Origin of the sequence: uncultured Algoriphagus sp. (assembly GCF_963974835.1) — a bacterium.
Lineage (GTDB): Bacteria > Bacteroidota > Bacteroidia > Cytophagales > Cyclobacteriaceae > Algoriphagus.
This window is the reverse complement of sequence record NZ_CAXBET010000001.1, coordinates 610,491-626,730: the sequence shown is the minus strand read 5'-3', so window position 1 is coordinate 626,730 and position 16,240 is coordinate 610,491. Positions and strand designations below refer to the sequence as shown.

The following is a 16,240-nucleotide window of genomic DNA, read 5'->3' as shown; positions in this document are numbered from 1 at the left end:
TTTCGTTGAGGGTTTTTCGGCTCCAATTTAGTTGTTTATTCCCTAATTAATATGGTCAAAAGTAAATCAGTATCATTGGTTCTGAGCAGCGGCGGAGCGCGGGGATTGGCGCACGTAGGCGTAATCGAGGAACTCGAAAGAAGAGGCTATCATATTGCCGAAGTTGCAGGCTGCTCAGCAGGAGCGCTGATTGGAGGAATGTATGCCGCGGGCAAGTTGAATGAATTTAAAGATTGGATTTGTCATTTGGATAGATTGGATGTGTTTTCCCTGATGGATTTCACCTTTTCCAGTAGAGGATTTATCAAAGGCGAAAAAGTATATAGTGCGCTGAAGAAAGTGGTGAGTGATTGTCAGATAGAGGATTTTGAAATCCCCTTTTATTGCAATGCAGTTGATTACATTAATGGGAAAGAAGTGATTTTTAGTAAAGGAAGTTTGTATGCTGCGATCCGAGCTTCTGGAAGTATTCCTACAGTTTTCCAACCCGCCCGGCACCAAAGCCAAGAATACATAGACGGAGGAGTGTTGAATCCTGTTCCTCTTTCTCTTTTGCGGAAATCCGAAGGAAATATCGTGGTGGTAGTGGGACTGAATGCCGGGGATTCTGAGTTGGTAATTCCTCCCAAGAAAGATGCTACCGGCAAGCGGTTTATTTCTCTGCCCGTATGGCTAGCTGATTACCGTATGAAAATGCGTCAGTATTTTCCAGACCAAGTAAAAGAAGAGAGGCCGGCTTATCTCAGTTCAATAAGTCTTATGACACGCTCGTTTGATTTGTTGCAAGATCGGTTTTCTGCTTTACTAATAGAAAAGCATGATGTTGACGTATTGATTCAGGTCGCAAGAAATCAAGCAGGAATTATGGAGTTTCACAGAGCCGAAGAATTGATAGAAATTGGAAGAACAAAAGCTATTCAAGCATTAGATAAATGGGAAAATGAACATCTCTGAATTAAATCGTCTTTTAGGCAATATTGATATTTACCTATTGGATCAAATTCTGAAAGGAAGGTTTTCCACAGATATGAAAATCTTGGACGCTGGTTGTGGAGAAGGGCGAAATATCATCTATTTCATCAATCAAGGCTATCAAGTTTTTGGAATTGATCAGAATGAGACTGCTATTCAATATTGCCGATTTATGGCAAAAAGTCTTGATTCGAATTACGATGCTCACCGATTTCAGGTTGGTAGATTGGAGGAGATTCCTTTCCATAAAGAAGCGTTCGATGCGGTAATCTGCTCGGCAGTATTGCATTTTGCGAAAGGGGAGGATAACTTTTGGCAGATGATTGAGGAAATACTTAGAATCCTGAAGCCTGGGGGGATATTTTGGTTTAGGATGACCACAGCTTTCGGCGGAATGCTCAAAGAATCCCATTCGACAGGAAGAGGAACATACATACTCCCGGACGGCTCCGAAAGGTTTCTTCTTAACCAATCTCATGTAGATAAATTGGGTGAAATGGGCTTGAAATTTTTGGAATTTCCTAAATCTGTGCTCGTTCATGGACAGCGAGCGATGGGAGTATTTGTGATGGAAAAAAGTTGATGGATAAAAAAAGCGGTCTGATTAGACCGCTTTTGCTGTTTCCATTTTATAAATAATATCCTCGTAGTCAAGTTTATTCCAATTCTCCGTGATCAGCGGGTCAGCCATCACGCGATCCATAATTGCTTCCTGCAATTTGCCCTGAGTATAAGCTTCCGAATATCTCATATTGGTAAAAGTCACCATAGAATAAAGTGGTATCCAGTCATTTGGATACAATTCATATAATTTAGCTTCGATTTTTTTACGAAGGATAAACTTAGGATCTGCAACAGAATCTCGCATTTCCTCAAAATTCTCCATTGCCAGTTGACAGATGGCATCGGTATCTACTTTTCTTTTTTTCTGGAATTTTTCGAAAACTAAATCCCATGAGTTTGTTCCGTATTTATCGATCAAACCATTTAAAATAGAGCAATCCTCAAAACCACAATTCATACCTTGTCCGTAAAAAGGCACCATGGCATGACTGGCATCTCCCATCAACAAACTCGTTCCTTGAACCCATGGGAAACATTCCACATTGATCAAAGCGGAGGTTGGGTTTATAAAGAACTCAGTCTTTAGGTCTGGCATTAGCTGATATGCGTCGTCAAAATAATTTGAGAAGAGTATCTCCAAATCTTTCTCGTCATTGATTTTGTCAAAGCAAACTTTTGATCCACTATGAGGCAAAAACAAAGTACAGGTAAATGTCTTATCAGGATTGGGAAGTGCGATCAGCATAAACTTCCCTCTTGGCCAGATATGTAAAGCGTTTGGATCCATCGCAAACTCCCCTTCAGCAGTTGCCGGAATGGTTAGTTCCTTGTATTCATGAGAGATATATTCTTGCTTATAATTGAAGCGAATTTGCTTTTGCATTGCCAGTCGGAGTGAAGAATACGCTCCATCAGACCCAAACAACACAGGAGCTTTGATTTTTTCTACTCTTTCGGGAGTCTGGAAAGTAATTTCTTGGGTGTTGAAATCTACCCCCAGGCATTTGTGCTCAAAATAGTATTTTGCTCCAAGCTTTTCTCCTTCTTCTACCAGAAGCTGGTTAAACTTTCCTCTAGAAAGGGAATATATCGCTTGATTTTCCTTTCCGTAGGAAATAAAGGTAGTGCCACCATGCTCATCATGGACTTTACGTCCATACATGGGTATAGCCAACGGCATCACTTTATCCTTCAATCCCACCTCTTCCAAAGCACTCCAACCTCTATGGCTTAATGCCATATTTATTGATCTTTTTCCTTCTTCAAAAGTTGATTTGCGCTTGTCGGGTCTCTTGTCGAAAACCTCAACTTCTAAACCCTGACGCTTCAGGTATATGGCCATTAGGGAGCCGATTAATCCGGCTCCTAATACGGTAACTTGGTTCTTTTCCATTTGGATTGTTTTATCCACGCTTCCTTTAAGCGAATTTCTTCAGAGATTGTTCCAAAATCTGTGCAAATCGGAACACGTCTAGGAAGGTGTTATAGAGTGGTGTAGGTGCCAGGCGGATCACATTTGGATTGCGCCAGTCTCCTACTACTCCGTGTTTATACCATTCATCGAATACAGCCTTGCCTCCGCGATGAATCAGCAAAGATAACTGACAGCCTCTTTCCGCAGGATTTTTGGGAGTAATAATTTCCAAAACCCCTGAATTTCCGCTGATTTCTTCAATCAAATAAGCTAAATATGCTGTCAGCTGTTCTGATTTTTTCCTCAAATTGGCAATTCCAGCTTCCTGGAAAATATCCAAAGATGCCTGATGCACAGCCAAACCAACGATATCAGAATTGGAAAGTTGCCATCCATCTGCCCCGTGCATAGGAATAAAACCTTTTTCCATCTTAAACCGAAGATCCTGATCATGTCCCCACCAGCCAGCAAAGCGATTCATATCAGGTCTATCCGCAAATCGCTCATGGATAAATACGCCTGAAACATTTCCCGGACCTGAATTCATGTATTTATAGCTACACCATGTCGCAAAATCAACATCCCAATCATGAAGGCTAAGAGGTGCGTTACCAGCTGCATGAGCTAGGTCAAATCCAGCATAAGCTCCTACCTCATGTGCAGCAGCGGTTATAGCTTTCATGTCAAAAACTTGCCCCGTATAATATTGTAGACCGGCCATATTCACCATTGAAAGTGAATTACCTTGCTTTTTTATTTCTGCTAAAATATCCTCAGTTCGAAGCGTATGCTCACCTCCTTCCCTTGGACTCAGCTCCACGATTACTTCTTTGGGATCCAGGCCGTGAAACTTTACCTGTGACTCCAGCATGTATTGATCTGAGGGAAAAGCACCAGCTTCTACAATGATTTTGTACCGCTTCTTTGTGGGCTGATAAAATGAAACCATCAAAAGGTGAAGATTTACAGATAGATTATTCATCGCTACCACTTCGTGTTCATGAGCTCCGACTATTTCTGCCAGTGCCGGCTTAGATTTCTGCTTCGCAAAAAACCAGGCATCCTCTCCATGAAAATGTCCATCCACACCCATTTCTGCCCAATTAGTCAATTCCTTGTCAATGTAAGACTTGGCTGATTTGGGCTGTAAACCCAGCGAATTTCCACAGAGATAGATGGCATCTTTTCCATCTATTTTTGGGAAAAGAAAGCTATCCCGAAAGTGTGAAAGTGGATCTTTCTCATCCATCTCCCGAGCAAATTCGGCTGAATATTGGTAGTTCATTCTGATCTATTTGGGGTTATAAAATTTTTCCATGATTAGCTGCAATCATGTCAATACCATTATCTTTTTTGATTAACATGCTGAAAGATCGATAACGGGTGACCGAGGAGGCCTCAATTCAAGTGTTTACCCTCTCATCTATCTTCTTTAAATGGTATATATGCGCACATACATGATCATTAAAAAAGATAATTTAAAGACTAAAGAATCATAGGAATTGTTTAACATTTATTAGACAGCACGGGCCATCCGACATCGGACATTTTTTATTTCTCCATTATTGTTCCGCAATTCTTGCATGTAGTATTCTCAGGATTTCCCCAGAATCTTTCCTGTACAGGAGGTAGCTGGGTGACAATGTCGGTTACTTCGAAAAATTCCTCATAGAGTTTTTCACCACAATTTTCACAATGCCAGATAAACCCATCGATCTCTCCGGGTCTTCGATATCGCTCGATCACCAACCCAACTGTATTGGCAGGACGACGGGGAGAATGCGGCACTTTTGCTCGAAGGAGGAATATTTCTCCCGCGCGGATATGAATGTCTTTTGGCTTTGCGTCATCTATAACTTTCAGCACGATATCGCCTTCTACCTGATAGAAAAATTCCTCTCCTTCATTGGAATGATAATCTTTTCGGGAATTTGGTCCGCCAACTACCATTACAATAAAATCATCATTGCCTTTATAAACTTGCTGATTTCCAATAGGAGGCTTGAGTAGATGTCTATTTTCGTCAATCCATTTTTTGAAGTTGAAAGGTTGAGCTAAGGCCATATTGCTTATTTTTCTGTGAAATTGAAAATCTATCCGAATGTTACTTAACAGTAATACTCCCTAAAAGTATTAAAAAACATACGCTTTTTTGGCTTACTTTGCCTTAACCACAAAAATGATGAGCTTTCCTATAATCGACACACACTGTGATTTGTTGTCCTATTTGGCAAAAATCCCAGGAGCCAATCCATATGCAAAAGATGAAATCGCCTGTGCAATTCCTTGGCTACAGGATGGTAATGTGCGTATGCAAATCTTGGCGATTTATACGGATGTGAGGGCAGAAAACATGAGTCTAGCCACCAGACAAGCTCAGATTTTTTCTGAATTATTAGAAAAGCATGAGAACGACCTTGCCTTTGCTGATTCCGCATTTTTACAAAATTGGGACAAGCAAAACTGTGTTGGGATAAAAGCTTCAGTCGAAAATGCAGCAGGTTTTGGTAATGAAGATGCAAGTTGGGAGGAAATCTATCGGCAGTTTGACTCTATTTTGGCAAAAGTAAAATCGCTGGCGTACATCAGCCTGACCCATCATACAGAAAACCGATTTGGAGGTGGAAATTATACCGAAGGAATAGGCCTGAAGGATGACGGGAAAAAGCTGCTGGATTATATGGCAGGTAAAAGAATTCCGGTTGATCTATCGCACACTTCTGATTTGCTTGCAGCCGGTATTTTGAACCACATCGATAATAATAAACTGGATATTCCAGTGATCGCAAGTCATTCCAATTTCAGGGAAATCTGGAAACATCCACGTAATCTTACTGATGAGTTTGCCAAAGAAATTATCAATCGTGGAGGAATTATTGGTGTGAATTTCTTAAGAGCTTTCTTGGATCCGGAAGTCCCGGAGCGCTTATTTGACCATCTTTTCCATGGCTTCCAGATTGGCGGAGAAAAATCTATCTGCTTTGGTGCAGACTATTTCTACACCAAAGATTTTAACGATCCGGAGAGATTCCCATTCTATTTTCCCTTGGTGGAGGATGCGAGCAAATATCCATCGCTTCTCAAAAGCCTGGAAGATAAGCTGAGTCCTGAGGATTTGGAAGGCTTGGCCTACAGGAACGCCCTTGAATTTTATAGAAAAATTCAATCCTAATGTCCTCACACCATTTTGTGAAAGATAAGCAAGAACCTGCTGTTCTCATTTTGGAAGTAGATCAGATCAAATTTGATCAGGTTTCTCCTCTATTGGAATGGGTTCCCACAGTGCTTGTGTCAGAAAATGCGCTTGATCAAGTGTTAAGCTGGGGAATAAAAATAGATGTAATTCTAGCTTCTGAGGCTTTTCAAGCAGAGAATCAACACCTCTTAGAAGAACAATATCCTGTGAAATTCATCAATATCTTCGACGATAACTATTTGCTCGCAGGGATTGATTATTTAGCCTCCACCGAGCACAAAGCTGTACATTTGATAGGGATTTCACATCTGGAATGCTTTGATCTTCAAGACAAGCTAGAAGTGATGAATTTTACAATTTTGGATGGAGACTGGAAATATTACCCAGTGAAATCGAGAGAATTCAAAAAATGGTTTGCAGAAAGTAGCATCCACATCCATGGTAAGGAAGGTATGCCTGTACAGATTCAGAATGAAAATGGAGAATTGATTTTACCCATCACCTATGCGACTATGCTGGAAGTTCCAGAAGGAATTACAGAGATCAAAGCGCCCGGGATTTTTTGGATTGGGGAGCAGGTTTATTCATAAACTTTAGGAACACTAACGTTCCCAATCCATAGCAAAACACATCGATTGGATCTGCTGTATAAGTCTTTGAAACCTGTGGTAACACGATTTCAAATACGATTGAAAAATAAACCAGACCAATTAATACCTGTTTTTTGCTAAAAGTCAGTTGATCGCCCAGTGGATGAAACCACCTCATTAGTTGCAGGCAAAGTCCAAAAACTACAGGCATTGCCATCAAATCATCACCATATGCATGGTAGAATGGAACAAAAATTCCCATTGATTTTTCTAGGTATTGATTTGCCCAAAAAGCAATGGAAGCAAAAATAAAAATTGGGTTTTTGAATAGATTTATCATCCTGGTAAAGCTGCAATCAACCACATGATAAAGGTCATGATAGCCATGAAAACGGTATAAAATAAGTTTCCGGATTTCTTAAAGAATTTCTTAGCCCCAGAATCTTCAGGATTGATGTAAAACATCCAGTCTTTTTCTTGGCGGTCTCGCTCTTGAATGAATTTTTCCTTCCGCTCAAGCTCTACTGGAGACAGAAACTCTCCGCAATGCTCACAGCGATCCTCGTAATTGTTTGTCCATACAGACCATTCACCGCAATGAGGACATTTCTTCTGACTCATAAGCTTATACTACCGCTTTACTTGGTTTACCTACCAATATATCGACTGGTAAATCAAGCTTCTCACTTAATCCACGAATCATATCAACAGTCAGGCTTCTTTTCCCCTTCAAAATTTTTGAAATGTTACCTGGATCCCCCATTATGGGTTCCAGATCTTTGTTCTTCAAACCCAAATCCTCCAATCGAATTTTAATTGCTTCTATCGGGTCAAGAGTAGGTAACTGAAAATTTTCTTGTTCATAGAGTTTGACTAGAGTTACTAATAATTCTAACTCATCACCTTTCTGTGTTCCTTGTTCAGCATCAAATATCTCATCTATTCTCGCTAGATAGTTTTGATACATCGCTTCATTTTGGATTATTTTAATCATTATAATCAGGTTGAACGGTTAAAACATCTATTCTATCATATTCTTTATGTCTACCAAACCATTTGATTTGCAATACCTTGAATCGAAAGCTAAATCTTACAATTAGTCTGAACTTATTTCCTTTTACATTAAAAACAACTCTGTCATCTCCTACTTGATCTGCTGAAGGATAAGACAACTTTACAGCATTGAAATTTTCCCAATTTGCCTTTTCAGCAACCTCGTACCAAGTCTGAAGCCAACTGGCAGCTTCGGGAAAACTCTGCATATACTTTTGAAGTGTGCCTTTTGTGATGACATTCATTACGATAAAAATAAATAAATGTTGTCAAAATGACAACAGTCCTTTGGCAATTCTCTCCTTTCCATTCAAATCTTTTAATATCTGAACATCTGAATAACCTAGATCCTGCATCAACTGAGAAACTCCTTTCCCGTACTTTTCATTGATTTCAAAATACAGCTTCCCACCTGACTTCAGGAGTTGTTTTCCTTTCTCTGCTATTGTTCGGTAAAAAATCAGTGGATCTTCATTGCTGACAAACAAGGCCAATTCGGGCTCAAAATCCAGTACATTTCTATGCATTTCTGTTTTCTCCTGCTCAGGAATGTAAGGAGGGTTACTTACCAAAATATCCAATTCAGAGACATCAGGAGTTTGTGCCAGAATATCACAGGTAGAAAAAGTGACATTTGCATTCAACACATCTCTATTTTTCTTGGCGATTTCCAAAGCTTCCTCAGAAATATCCACTGCGAAAACTTCTGGATTATTCATCTCAAATGCCAATGAAATAGGAATGCAGCCTGTTCCAGTGCCTATATCTAAAATCTTCAACCCAGCTTTCGGATTCTCTTTGATGATCATGTGAACCAATTCCTCTGTTTCATTTCTTGGGATCAAAGTAGCCGAACTAACGATAAACTCTCTGCCATAGAAAGGTCCTTTTCCCATAATATACTGAATGGGCTCTCCGGTTTTCAATCGCTCAAAGTCTTCAACTAGCTTGGTTGGAAAAGTCTCTTCATCAACTTGATCCAAAATCTGAGTTCTCCTCCATCCCAGATGATGCTCCAAAAGCCAACTTACCAGAGATTCTGCTTCCTGTTTCTCATAAATGGAAAGTTTCGAAGCCCAAGAAGACAGAAGCTCTTGAAAGGTTGACATGGTAAGGTAGATTTTGGAAGATTTAAAAATGTAAAGGTATCAAAACCAAAATTTCTATTTTAAACACTCAAGTCATATTCTCAAGACACAGTTTTTCAGTCCTTTTCAAAATCTCATTCTGACAGACTCAGAAAGAAAAACTACCTTTGTGTAGAATTTATTTGCCATGAAATCGAGCACAACTCTAGAGTCACACAAAGAGATGAATATATGTTGCGAGATTCCAAATGGCCAATAAAGAACGATAAACAAACAGATGAAGCTACACAACAACACGATCCGCGGAGTTCATACCGCACTTGCAGCCATTTTTGAAGAAGGTCAGTACGCTGATAAAGTAATCGAAAGAACACTGAAATCCAATCCAAAATGGGGGGCGAGAGATCGTTCTTTCATTGCTGAGACTACCTATGAGATGGTTCGTTGGTGGCGTTTAATCAATTATTTGAGCCCAAGTAAGGAGCCCTATGATCTTTTTGGAACCTATTGGTTGATGCAGGGACACACACTTCCACCATGGGAAGAGTTTGCAAAAATCAACCCTGACAAGCTTAAAGAAAAGTACGAGAAACTGGATGATCCAGCCAAATTGGAGTCTGTCCCTGATTGGCTTTTTGATCTAGGAAAGAAAGAATTGGGAGACAAATGGGAAGCTGAAATCCACAGTTTGAATCAGGAAGCTCAAGTAGTATTGCGTGTAAATACGCTTAAGACTACCCGCGAGCGTCTGAAAAATAGATTGGCGGAGGATAATATCCATACCCATATTATCAAAGGTTATCCGGATGCCTTGATTCTGGATGAACGTACAAACGTATTCCGAAATCCTGCTTTTAAAGAAGGTCACTTTGAAGTACAAGATGCCTCTTCGCAATTAGTTGCCGCTGCACTTGCTGTGGAGCCGGGAATGCGGGTAATCGATGCATGTGCAGGTGCTGGAGGAAAATCGCTTCACATAGCCGCTTTGATGCAGAACAAAGGGAAAGTTCTTTCAATGGATGTGGAAGAATGGAAACTACAGCAAACAAAGCTTAGAGCGCGCCGAGACGGAGTTTCCATCATTGAGCGAAAGGTAATTGAAGGTTCCAAGACCATCAAACGAATGAAGGAAACAGCCGACAGATTACTTTTAGATGTTCCTTGTTCTGGACTAGGTGTGCTTCGTAGAAATCCTGACACCAAGTGGAAACTTAGTGAAGAATCCATAGAGAAAGTACGTCAAACGCAGCAGGAAATTCTTCAAAGCTATCCTTCCATGGTTAAGTCAGGTGGCCAGATGGTCTATGCTACTTGCAGTATTTTACCCTCTGAAAATCAAGACCAAATTGCCAAATTTCTGGAAAGCGAAGCTGGCAAAGACTTTACATTGATCGAAGATCAGAAAGTCCTAGCGCAAGAGAGTGGCTTTGATGGGTTTTATATTGCGAGGCTGCAGAAAAAGTAAGTTTATTCTCTTTATTTAAGCTGAATATAGAAATAAAACCTGATCACAAAATTCGGTTTCAAACTATTTCCTTCCTCCCCTGATGTTTGGTTTGGACTAGAAATAGCTTCCTATTCCAAATTTATTTTGGATTGGATTAGTTTGGCATTAAATTTTGTGTGTAACTTTGACGGGCAAATAGGGTTACCTCCATACCAATATTTGCCATGAATAGAAATTCCGACAAGTTCCTTTACGAAGCACTCACCTACGACGATGTGCTTCTTGTCCCAGGTTATTCAGAAGTCCTTCCACGCGACACGAATACCTCTACCCAACTCACCAAGAAAATCAGACTAAACATTCCTTTGGTTTCCGCTGCTATGGACACGGTTACTGAAGCTGAATTGGCTATTGCCATTGCTCTTGAGGGTGGTCTTGGATTTGTTCACAAAAACATGTCTATCGAGCAGCAGGCAGCGCAAGTGCGTAAAGTAAAGCGTTCGCAGGCTGGTATGATCCTCGATCCTATTACGCTTCATATTGATGCGAAAGTTAGGGATGCTGAGACTATCATGCGTGAATATCATATCGGTGGTATTCCTGTAGTCGATGAAAATAAGGTTTTGAAGGGTATTATTACCAACCGTGATCTTCGCTTCATTAAAGATCAGGATCGCCCTATTCGTGAGATCATGACCATTGACAACCTCATTACGGCTAAATCTGGTGTATCACTAGAGCAAGCAGAAGAGATTCTCCAAGAATATAAAATCGAGAAACTTCCAATCGTTGACGATGAGTACAAGCTAACTGGCTTGATTACTTATAAGGATATTTTGAAGAGAAAAGACAAGCCAAATGCTTGCAAGGATGAGTTTGGAAGACTTCGTGTAGGAGCAGCAGTTGGTGTGACTGCAGACATTGTGGAGCGAGTAGAAGCATTGAAAAATGCAGGTGTTGACGTGGTTTCTATCGATACTGCTCACGGCCACTCAAAAGGAGTAATCGAAACTTGTAGAAAAATCAAAGATGCTTTCCCTGATCTGGAAGTGATTGTAGGAAATATTGCTACTCCTGAAGCAGCAATTGCACTAGCAGATGCAGGAGCTGATGCGGTAAAAGTTGGGGTTGGCCCGGGTTCTATCTGTACTACTAGAATCATTGCAGGTGTAGGTGTTCCTCAATTATCTGCAGTGTTTGAATGTTCTGAAGCATTAAAAGGTCGCGGAGTACCAGTAATCGCAGATGGTGGAATTCGCTATTCAGGTGATTTAGTTAAAGCGATTGCTGCAGGCGGAAGCTCCATTATGATTGGTTCTTTACTGGCAGGAACAGAGGAAGCTCCAGGTGAAATGATCATTTTCCAAGGAAGAAAATTCAAGTCTTACAGAGGAATGGGTTCGCTAGAAGCAATGGAATCAGGTTCCAAAGACCGTTATTTCCAAGACGCTGAAGACAATATCAAAAAGCTGGTTCCGGAAGGAATCGTAGGCCGTGTTCCTTTCAAAGGATTAGTTTCTGAGGTTCTTTATCAGTTGGTAGGTGGGCTTCAGGCTGGTATGGGTTACTGCGGAACTCAGACTATTGAAGATCTTCAGAAAAACGGAAAATTCGTAAAAATCACTGCAGCAGGTGTGAAAGAATCACATCCTCACGATGTATCTGTGACTAGAGAAGCTCCTAACTATAGCTTGAAAGGATAACAAGCGAGGAGAATAGAAATATTGACAAGAGACCGGCATTAGCCGGTTTTTTGTTTTACTAGCAATAGAATTTTTAATCTTCCAATTTTCCAATTTTAGAATTCTAAGAATTCACCTCAAAGCTCACATCCCATTCTTCCACTACTTTCACTAAATTTTGAAAATCAGGATGGAGAGGATTGATTAACAGATTATGCTCACTTGGATAGCTTTTTAAAGGAATTCCACAGGAGGGGATTTTAAGAGAAGGAGAAATCATCCCTCTTGCCCAGGCTGTACCAAATTCCTGAGTTGATTTAGGATGGGGTATATTTTTCCAGTCTGACGGTAACAGCGAAGCATCTAATTCAGGTATTGGAGTTTGTATCTCAAGTATCACCAGCTTCCACTTACTTTTTGTAACTACAGGCCCTTTTATACTTAGAAGCTCCAGAAAATTAAGGGATGAAGCACTGCATCCATAGATAATTGGTGTCCCGTATTGATTCCACCTTCCGGCCCCTATACCAAAGCCAAGCGAACTTCTACCTACTAGATTTTCAATTAGTCGGAAATACCTCACTTCCTATAGAATAGAACCCCAAGAAATAGCCTCAATGGCCTCATTCACACGATCGACACCATAAGGACTCTTCATAAGTGTGGATGGCTTTTGACCTCCAAGAGATGAATTCTCAGTGTGCAGCCATTGCGATAGCAACTCTTCGGAACCGAAAATCCTGATGCCTTTGGCAATCACTTGATCCATCTCCAAAATACTCTTAGTAAGCATTTTGGAGAGCTTTCTATCTTCTTTGCGCCAGCGCGAAAGTGTACTCGGATCTACCTCTAGCATCTCAGATACATCCTGCTGAGTAAAATCTAAAAAGTCAAAAATCTCTCCTGTATCATGAAATGTAACAGAAACATCATACACTGCGGCTGGCTCGCTCACTGTGGAAAAAACCTCTTGGAAAAAATAATACGAATCATGACCAGTAAGTATGGTCTCAGCACCAGCCTCCTCAAACGATATTTTCCAAGTGTGCGTCATAGCTATCTTATTAATTAACTCTAATATACAAGTTTATATTGCAAATACAATACGAGAATATTGTATTTGCAATAAAAATTTTACTTAAGAATTTGCTGGATTTCATAATCCTGTAGATGAGCATTTAACCAGCCGGCTTCTAATGTTGCTCCATACTTTCTATAGAAATTAATTGCGGGTTCGTTCCAGTCTAGCACCTGCCACATCATTCCTGTGCAATTTTCTTCCAGACCTTTTTTCATGATGCGGTCAAAGAGTAATTTTCCTGCGCCATTTCCTCGCTCAGATTGGGTTACCACCAGATCTTCAAGGTAAATTCTTCTTCCTTTCCAAGTACTGTAGCGATAATAATAAATCGCAAGACCCACGATCTCTGAAGTCTCGTCTTTTACACAAAGAAATGTTCCAAAAACAGGATTTTCTCCAAATCCATCTTTTTCCATCATTTCCAGCGTGTTGGTCACTTGCTCAGGAGCTTTTTCGTAAAGTGCGAGCTCATTTATCAATTCCAACACCCTAGGGAGATCCTCGATTTTTCCTTCTCTTAAAGTATACATGTTCAAAGTTTAATAATCCGATTAATTTTGGGAAGGCTAATTTAATCAAATCCGAGAAACAATGTTTTTAGCAATAGATGCGGGGAATTCAAATGTAGTTTTTGCGCTATATGATGAAGTGGGTGAAAACTGGAAAAATCACTTCCGGATCGAAACACATGCCGCAAAATTCGCCGCCCAGCTTCACAAAAAAGTCCCGATGTATTTTTTGGAGCATGAAATCAGTCCTTCAGATATAAAGCAGATCGGGTTTAGTTCTGTAGTGCCAGAGATAAATGAGCAGATTCTTCAATTTTGTGAGAACTTTTTCCGTACGCAGCCTTATCTTATTTCCCCAGCCAGTTTTGGCAAGCTTCCTGTAAAAACCCTTCGCCCAAATGAAATTGGTACTGACCTGATGTGTAATGCGATGGCAGCATTTTCGCAGTACGAAAAGGCAATAGTTGTTGTGGATTTTGGTACAGCTTTGACTTTTACTGTTGTAAATGAAGTAGGTGAAATCATAGGTGTCAATATCGTTCCTGGGCTGAAAACTGCACTCAATTCGCTTTTCAAGAACACTTCAAAACTCCCGGAAGTAGATTTGAAGATGCCGGAATCGGCGCTTGGTCAAAACACTGTTCATGCCATTCAAGCAGGGATTTTATATGGATACACAGGTTTGGTAAAGGGAATGCTGGAAGCAATTGAAAATGAAACGAAGCAAAAATTCCACGTTATTGCCACTGGAGGACTTTCGGCTGTATTAACTCCACTAGCTGAAGTTTTCGAGGAAATAGACAGAAATTTGACGCTTGAAGGATTGCGATTGATTACAAAAGCTAATTCCTAAAGAACTTCACTTCGCAGAATAAGATTAGGGTCCGGGCAATTCGCCTGATAAATATCCACATCCCGCTTGGAACAAACCCCTGGAAAGTCACCATTGTTACCCATCAAATCCCACACTAATTGGAAATGTAAATGTGGTGGCCAATCGCCATTTTCCGGAAAAGGACCAACATGAGCGATGAGGTCTCCAGCTTTGATTTTTTGTCCGATTTTTAAGTTGTCAAGATCAGATAGTAAAAGATGACCATAAAGGGAATAGAGCTTTTTTTCAAAAACCTCATGTTCTAAAATGATGGTAGCTCCATAATTCCCGAAACCTGCATTGTCCTGAAAGCTGTGAATTTTTCCGTCCAAAGGGGAATATACTTGTGCTCCAGCTTCAGTCCAGATATCCACTCCAAGATGAATATTTCGGAAATCAGCTTCTGAAGTAGCAAATACAGCACTTCTTCGGTAAATAGCTCTATGCTCTAAATAGCCCCCAACTCCATAGGTACTGCCAGAATTCTTGATTTGCTTAGTCACATATTCATCAAACTTAGCAGTATTTGATAAGTCCAAGATTTCCAAATCTGGATTTGATGGGCTAAAATCCAATTTGACAGTGTTTTCTAAATTCAGCTTTTCTCCCATTACCGGGAAAAAATCCATCTCATTCCAATTCATGCCTGAAGATAAATAATCATGTTGAAGTCGGTCAACTATTTCTTCAATCCCTAAATCTCCTTTCTCTTTTTCTCGTTAATTTCAGCAAATGAAATCGAGCATGGCAAAAGAGAATTGAATTATTCACTCTGCGAGATTCCATCTGACCATTAAAATAAAAAATAATCAGATGAAAACTGTTTTTCCGACTTTAGATGATATAGAGGCAGCGCAAGAGCGCATTCAGCCATTTATTCACAGGACTCCAGTCTTGAATTCTTCTGCGATAAACGAAATCGCGGGATGCGATATATTTTTTAAGTGCGAAAACTTCCAGAAAGTTGGTGCATTTAAAGCACGTGGTGCGGCAAATGCGGTGATGAAACTTACTGAATCCCAGAAAGCAAAAGGAGTAGCAACTCATAGTAGTGGAAATCATGCTGCAGCATTAGCAAGGGCGGCTTCAGTCGCTGGGATTCCAGCCTACATCGTCATGCCATCAAATGCACCAGAGATCAAAAAAAAAGCAGTGAAAGGATATGGCGGTGAAATCATCGAATGTGAACCCAACCTTAAAGCTAGAGAAACCACACTGCAAGAAGTTGTGAAAAAGACTGGTGCTACTTTTATTCCTCCTTATGATTTTATGGACGTGATCGAAGGTCAAGCAACTTGCGCTCTTGAGCTAATCGAAGATCAAAGCGATCTAGATATTATAATGGCTCCTGTTGGAGGTGGAGGTTTGCTAGGTGGAACGGCACTAACTGCACATTATTTAAATTCAAATATCGAAGTAATTGCTGCTGAACCTCAGGGGGCAGACGATGCATTTCAGTCTTTCCATGCCGGAAAAATTATCCCACAGTCTGGGCCGAATACCATCGCTGATGGTTTATTGACCTCTTTAGGAGTTTTGAACTTCGAATTGATAAAGGAATTTGTCTCTGATATTTTGCTAGCGACCGACCCGCAGATCATAGAAGCAATGCGATTGATTTATGAGCGGATGAAGATCGTCGTAGAACCTTCCTGCGCTGTGCCCTTAGCAGCTTTGCTTGCAAATCAAGATAGATTCCGAGGAAAAAAAGTCGGAATTATTCTTTCAGGAGGAAATGTGGATCTGGGTAAGTTGCCTTTCTAGTGAAAG

At 40.4% G+C, this 16,240-nt stretch carries 20 protein-coding genes; 8 read left to right on the top strand and 12 right to left on the bottom strand.

Going from position 1 to position 16,240, the window contains the following annotated elements; translation table 11 throughout:
- The first annotated feature begins 51 nt into the window (after positions 1–51).
- Together AACZ73_RS02865 and AACZ73_RS02860 are read left to right on the top strand one after the other, a co-directional pair.
- Complete coding sequence (locus AACZ73_RS02865) at positions 52–954, top strand: patatin-like phospholipase family protein (RefSeq protein WP_339875224.1); 903 nt, start codon at positions 52–54, stop codon at positions 952–954.
- A complete protein-coding gene (locus tag AACZ73_RS02860) occupies positions 941–1,555 on the top strand; it encodes a class I SAM-dependent methyltransferase (RefSeq protein WP_339875222.1) in 615 nt (204 codons plus the stop codon). Before AACZ73_RS02865 ends, AACZ73_RS02860 begins: the two co-directional genes overlap by 14 nt.
- A gap of 21 nt (positions 1,556–1,576) precedes the next feature.
- Here AACZ73_RS02860 and AACZ73_RS02855 read toward each other — a convergent pair whose 3' ends face one another.
- From AACZ73_RS02855 to AACZ73_RS02845, 3 genes are all read right to left on the bottom strand, one after another.
- Positions 1,577–2,929, bottom strand: a complete 1,353-nt coding sequence (locus tag AACZ73_RS02855) for an NAD(P)/FAD-dependent oxidoreductase (protein WP_339875220.1) — start codon at positions 2,927–2,929, stop codon at positions 1,577–1,579.
- A gap of 25 nt (positions 2,930–2,954) precedes the next feature.
- The gene (gene kynU, locus AACZ73_RS02850) at positions 2,955–4,235 is read right to left on the bottom strand and encodes a kynureninase (protein WP_339875218.1); all 1,281 of its coding nucleotides are present in this window, start codon (positions 4,233–4,235) and stop codon (positions 2,955–2,957) included.
- A 266-nt stretch (positions 4,236–4,501) separates the two neighbouring features.
- Entirely contained in the window at positions 4,502–5,014 is a 513-nt protein-coding gene (locus AACZ73_RS02845; RefSeq protein ID WP_339875215.1) for a 3-hydroxyanthranilate 3,4-dioxygenase, read from the bottom strand.
- A gap of 118 nt (positions 5,015–5,132) precedes the next feature.
- Here AACZ73_RS02845 and AACZ73_RS02840 point away from each other — a divergent pair, with 118 nt between their 5' ends.
- The gene (locus AACZ73_RS02840; RefSeq protein WP_339875213.1) at positions 5,133–6,122 is read left to right on the top strand and encodes a membrane dipeptidase; all 990 of its coding nucleotides are present in this window, start codon (positions 5,133–5,135) and stop codon (positions 6,120–6,122) included.
- A complete protein-coding gene (locus AACZ73_RS02835) occupies positions 6,122–6,736 on the top strand; it encodes a thiamine pyrophosphokinase (RefSeq protein WP_339875211.1) in 615 nt (204 codons plus the stop codon). The genes AACZ73_RS02840 and AACZ73_RS02835 overlap by 1 nt, the downstream gene beginning before the upstream one ends.
- Here the strand turns inward: AACZ73_RS02835 and AACZ73_RS02830 are convergent.
- Genes AACZ73_RS02830 through prmC form a run of 5 tightly spaced genes read right to left on the bottom strand, consistent with a single transcriptional unit; the run spans position 6,690 to position 8,898 of the window.
- The gene (locus tag AACZ73_RS02830) at positions 6,690–7,076 is read right to left on the bottom strand and encodes a magnesium citrate secondary transporter (protein WP_339875209.1); all 387 of its coding nucleotides are present in this window, start codon (positions 7,074–7,076) and stop codon (positions 6,690–6,692) included. The two genes, AACZ73_RS02835 and AACZ73_RS02830, sit on opposite strands and share 47 nt — an antisense overlap.
- Positions 7,073–7,357, bottom strand: coding sequence for a class I tRNA ligase family protein (locus AACZ73_RS02825; protein ID WP_339867611.1), 285 nt, complete (start codon positions 7,355–7,357; stop codon positions 7,073–7,075). The genes AACZ73_RS02830 and AACZ73_RS02825 overlap by 4 nt, the downstream gene beginning before the upstream one ends.
- Before the next feature lie 4 nt (positions 7,358–7,361).
- Positions 7,362–7,730 (bottom strand): helix-turn-helix domain-containing protein, encoded by a 369-nt coding sequence (locus AACZ73_RS02820; protein WP_339875207.1) that lies wholly within the window; start codon positions 7,728–7,730, stop codon positions 7,362–7,364.
- Positions 7,723–8,034: a type II toxin-antitoxin system HigB family toxin gene (locus AACZ73_RS02815; RefSeq protein ID WP_339875205.1), complete on the bottom strand. Its 312-nt coding sequence runs from the start codon at positions 8,032–8,034 to the stop codon at positions 7,723–7,725. The genes AACZ73_RS02820 and AACZ73_RS02815 overlap by 8 nt, the downstream gene beginning before the upstream one ends.
- A gap of 24 nt (positions 8,035–8,058) precedes the next feature.
- On the bottom strand, positions 8,059–8,898 hold the full coding sequence (gene prmC, locus AACZ73_RS02810; protein WP_339875203.1) for a peptide chain release factor N(5)-glutamine methyltransferase: 840 nt from the start codon (positions 8,896–8,898) through the stop codon (positions 8,059–8,061).
- A 256-nt stretch (positions 8,899–9,154) separates the two neighbouring features.
- On the opposite strand from prmC, the gene AACZ73_RS02805 reads away from it, so the two are divergent.
- Both AACZ73_RS02805 and guaB read left to right on the top strand, forming a co-directional pair.
- On the top strand, positions 9,155–10,342 hold the full coding sequence (locus tag AACZ73_RS02805) for a class I SAM-dependent methyltransferase (RefSeq protein ID WP_339875201.1): 1,188 nt from the start codon (positions 9,155–9,157) through the stop codon (positions 10,340–10,342).
- Positions 10,343–10,548: 206 nt separating this feature from the next.
- Entirely contained in the window at positions 10,549–12,027 is a 1,479-nt protein-coding gene (gene guaB / locus AACZ73_RS02800) for an IMP dehydrogenase (protein WP_339875199.1), read from the top strand.
- Positions 12,028–12,130: 103 nt separating this feature from the next.
- On the opposite strand, the gene AACZ73_RS02795 is transcribed toward guaB, so the two are convergent.
- The 3 genes from AACZ73_RS02795 to AACZ73_RS02785 all read right to left on the bottom strand — a co-directional run bounded on the left by AACZ73_RS02795 (position 12,131) and on the right by AACZ73_RS02785 (position 13,617).
- Entirely contained in the window at positions 12,131–12,589 is a 459-nt protein-coding gene (locus tag AACZ73_RS02795) for an RES family NAD+ phosphorylase (protein WP_339875197.1), read from the bottom strand.
- Between the two features lie 3 nt (positions 12,590–12,592).
- Positions 12,593–13,060, bottom strand: coding sequence for an antitoxin Xre/MbcA/ParS toxin-binding domain-containing protein (locus AACZ73_RS02790; protein ID WP_339875195.1), 468 nt, complete (start codon positions 13,058–13,060; stop codon positions 12,593–12,595).
- A gap of 80 nt (positions 13,061–13,140) precedes the next feature.
- Entirely contained in the window at positions 13,141–13,617 is a 477-nt protein-coding gene (locus AACZ73_RS02785) for a GNAT family N-acetyltransferase (protein WP_339875193.1), read from the bottom strand.
- Positions 13,618–13,678: 61 nt separating this feature from the next.
- Here AACZ73_RS02785 and AACZ73_RS02780 point away from each other — a divergent pair, with 61 nt between their 5' ends.
- Positions 13,679–14,449 (top strand): type III pantothenate kinase, encoded by a 771-nt coding sequence (locus tag AACZ73_RS02780; RefSeq protein WP_339875191.1) that lies wholly within the window; start codon positions 13,679–13,681, stop codon positions 14,447–14,449.
- On the opposite strand, the gene AACZ73_RS02775 is transcribed toward AACZ73_RS02780, so the two are convergent.
- A complete protein-coding gene (locus AACZ73_RS02775; RefSeq protein ID WP_339875189.1) occupies positions 14,446–15,114 on the bottom strand; it encodes a peptidoglycan DD-metalloendopeptidase family protein in 669 nt (222 codons plus the stop codon). The two genes, AACZ73_RS02780 and AACZ73_RS02775, sit on opposite strands and share 4 nt — an antisense overlap.
- Before the next feature lie 169 nt (positions 15,115–15,283).
- Between AACZ73_RS02775 and AACZ73_RS02770 the strand changes: the two genes are divergently transcribed.
- Positions 15,284–16,234: a pyridoxal-phosphate dependent enzyme gene (locus AACZ73_RS02770; RefSeq protein WP_339875187.1), complete on the top strand. Its 951-nt coding sequence runs from the start codon at positions 15,284–15,286 to the stop codon at positions 16,232–16,234.
- The last annotated feature ends 6 nt before the right edge of the window (positions 16,235–16,240 follow it).

Excerpts from the sequence above, each read along its gene's own strand:
- AACZ73_RS02865 (WP_339875224.1), top strand. The coding sequence starts at position 52 with ATGGTCAAAAGTAAATCAGTATCATTGGTTCTGAGCAGCGGCGGAGCG.
- AACZ73_RS02860 (WP_339875222.1), top strand. The coding sequence starts at position 941 with ATGAACATCTCTGAATTAAATCGTCTTTTAGGCAATATTGATATTTAC.
- AACZ73_RS02855 (WP_339875220.1), bottom strand. The coding sequence starts at position 2,929 with ATGGAAAAGAACCAAGTTACCGTATTAGGAGCCGGATTAATCGGCTCC.
- kynU (WP_339875218.1), bottom strand. The coding sequence starts at position 4,235 with ATGAACTACCAATATTCAGCCGAATTTGCTCGGGAGATGGATGAGAAA.
- AACZ73_RS02845 (WP_339875215.1), bottom strand. The coding sequence starts at position 5,014 with ATGGCCTTAGCTCAACCTTTCAACTTCAAAAAATGGATTGACGAAAAT.
- AACZ73_RS02840 (WP_339875213.1), top strand. The coding sequence starts at position 5,133 with ATGAGCTTTCCTATAATCGACACACACTGTGATTTGTTGTCCTATTTG.
- AACZ73_RS02835 (WP_339875211.1), top strand. The coding sequence starts at position 6,122 with ATGTCCTCACACCATTTTGTGAAAGATAAGCAAGAACCTGCTGTTCTC.
- AACZ73_RS02830 (WP_339875209.1), bottom strand. The coding sequence starts at position 7,076 with ATGATAAATCTATTCAAAAACCCAATTTTTATTTTTGCTTCCATTGCT.
- AACZ73_RS02825 (WP_339867611.1), bottom strand. The coding sequence starts at position 7,357 with ATGAGTCAGAAGAAATGTCCTCATTGCGGTGAATGGTCTGTATGGACA.
- AACZ73_RS02820 (WP_339875207.1), bottom strand. The coding sequence starts at position 7,730 with ATGATTAAAATAATCCAAAATGAAGCGATGTATCAAAACTATCTAGCG.
- AACZ73_RS02815 (WP_339875205.1), bottom strand. The coding sequence starts at position 8,034 with ATGAATGTCATCACAAAAGGCACACTTCAAAAGTATATGCAGAGTTTT.
- prmC (WP_339875203.1), bottom strand. The coding sequence starts at position 8,898 with ATGTCAACCTTTCAAGAGCTTCTGTCTTCTTGGGCTTCGAAACTTTCC.
- AACZ73_RS02805 (WP_339875201.1), top strand. The coding sequence starts at position 9,155 with ATGAAGCTACACAACAACACGATCCGCGGAGTTCATACCGCACTTGCA.
- guaB (WP_339875199.1), top strand. The coding sequence starts at position 10,549 with ATGAATAGAAATTCCGACAAGTTCCTTTACGAAGCACTCACCTACGAC.
- AACZ73_RS02790 (WP_339875195.1), bottom strand. The coding sequence starts at position 13,060 with ATGACGCACACTTGGAAAATATCGTTTGAGGAGGCTGGTGCTGAGACC.
- AACZ73_RS02785 (WP_339875193.1), bottom strand. The coding sequence starts at position 13,617 with ATGTATACTTTAAGAGAAGGAAAAATCGAGGATCTCCCTAGGGTGTTG.
- AACZ73_RS02780 (WP_339875191.1), top strand. The coding sequence starts at position 13,679 with ATGTTTTTAGCAATAGATGCGGGGAATTCAAATGTAGTTTTTGCGCTA.
- AACZ73_RS02775 (WP_339875189.1), bottom strand. The coding sequence starts at position 15,114 with ATGAATTGGAATGAGATGGATTTTTTCCCGGTAATGGGAGAAAAGCTG.
- AACZ73_RS02770 (WP_339875187.1), top strand. The coding sequence starts at position 15,284 with ATGAAAACTGTTTTTCCGACTTTAGATGATATAGAGGCAGCGCAAGAG.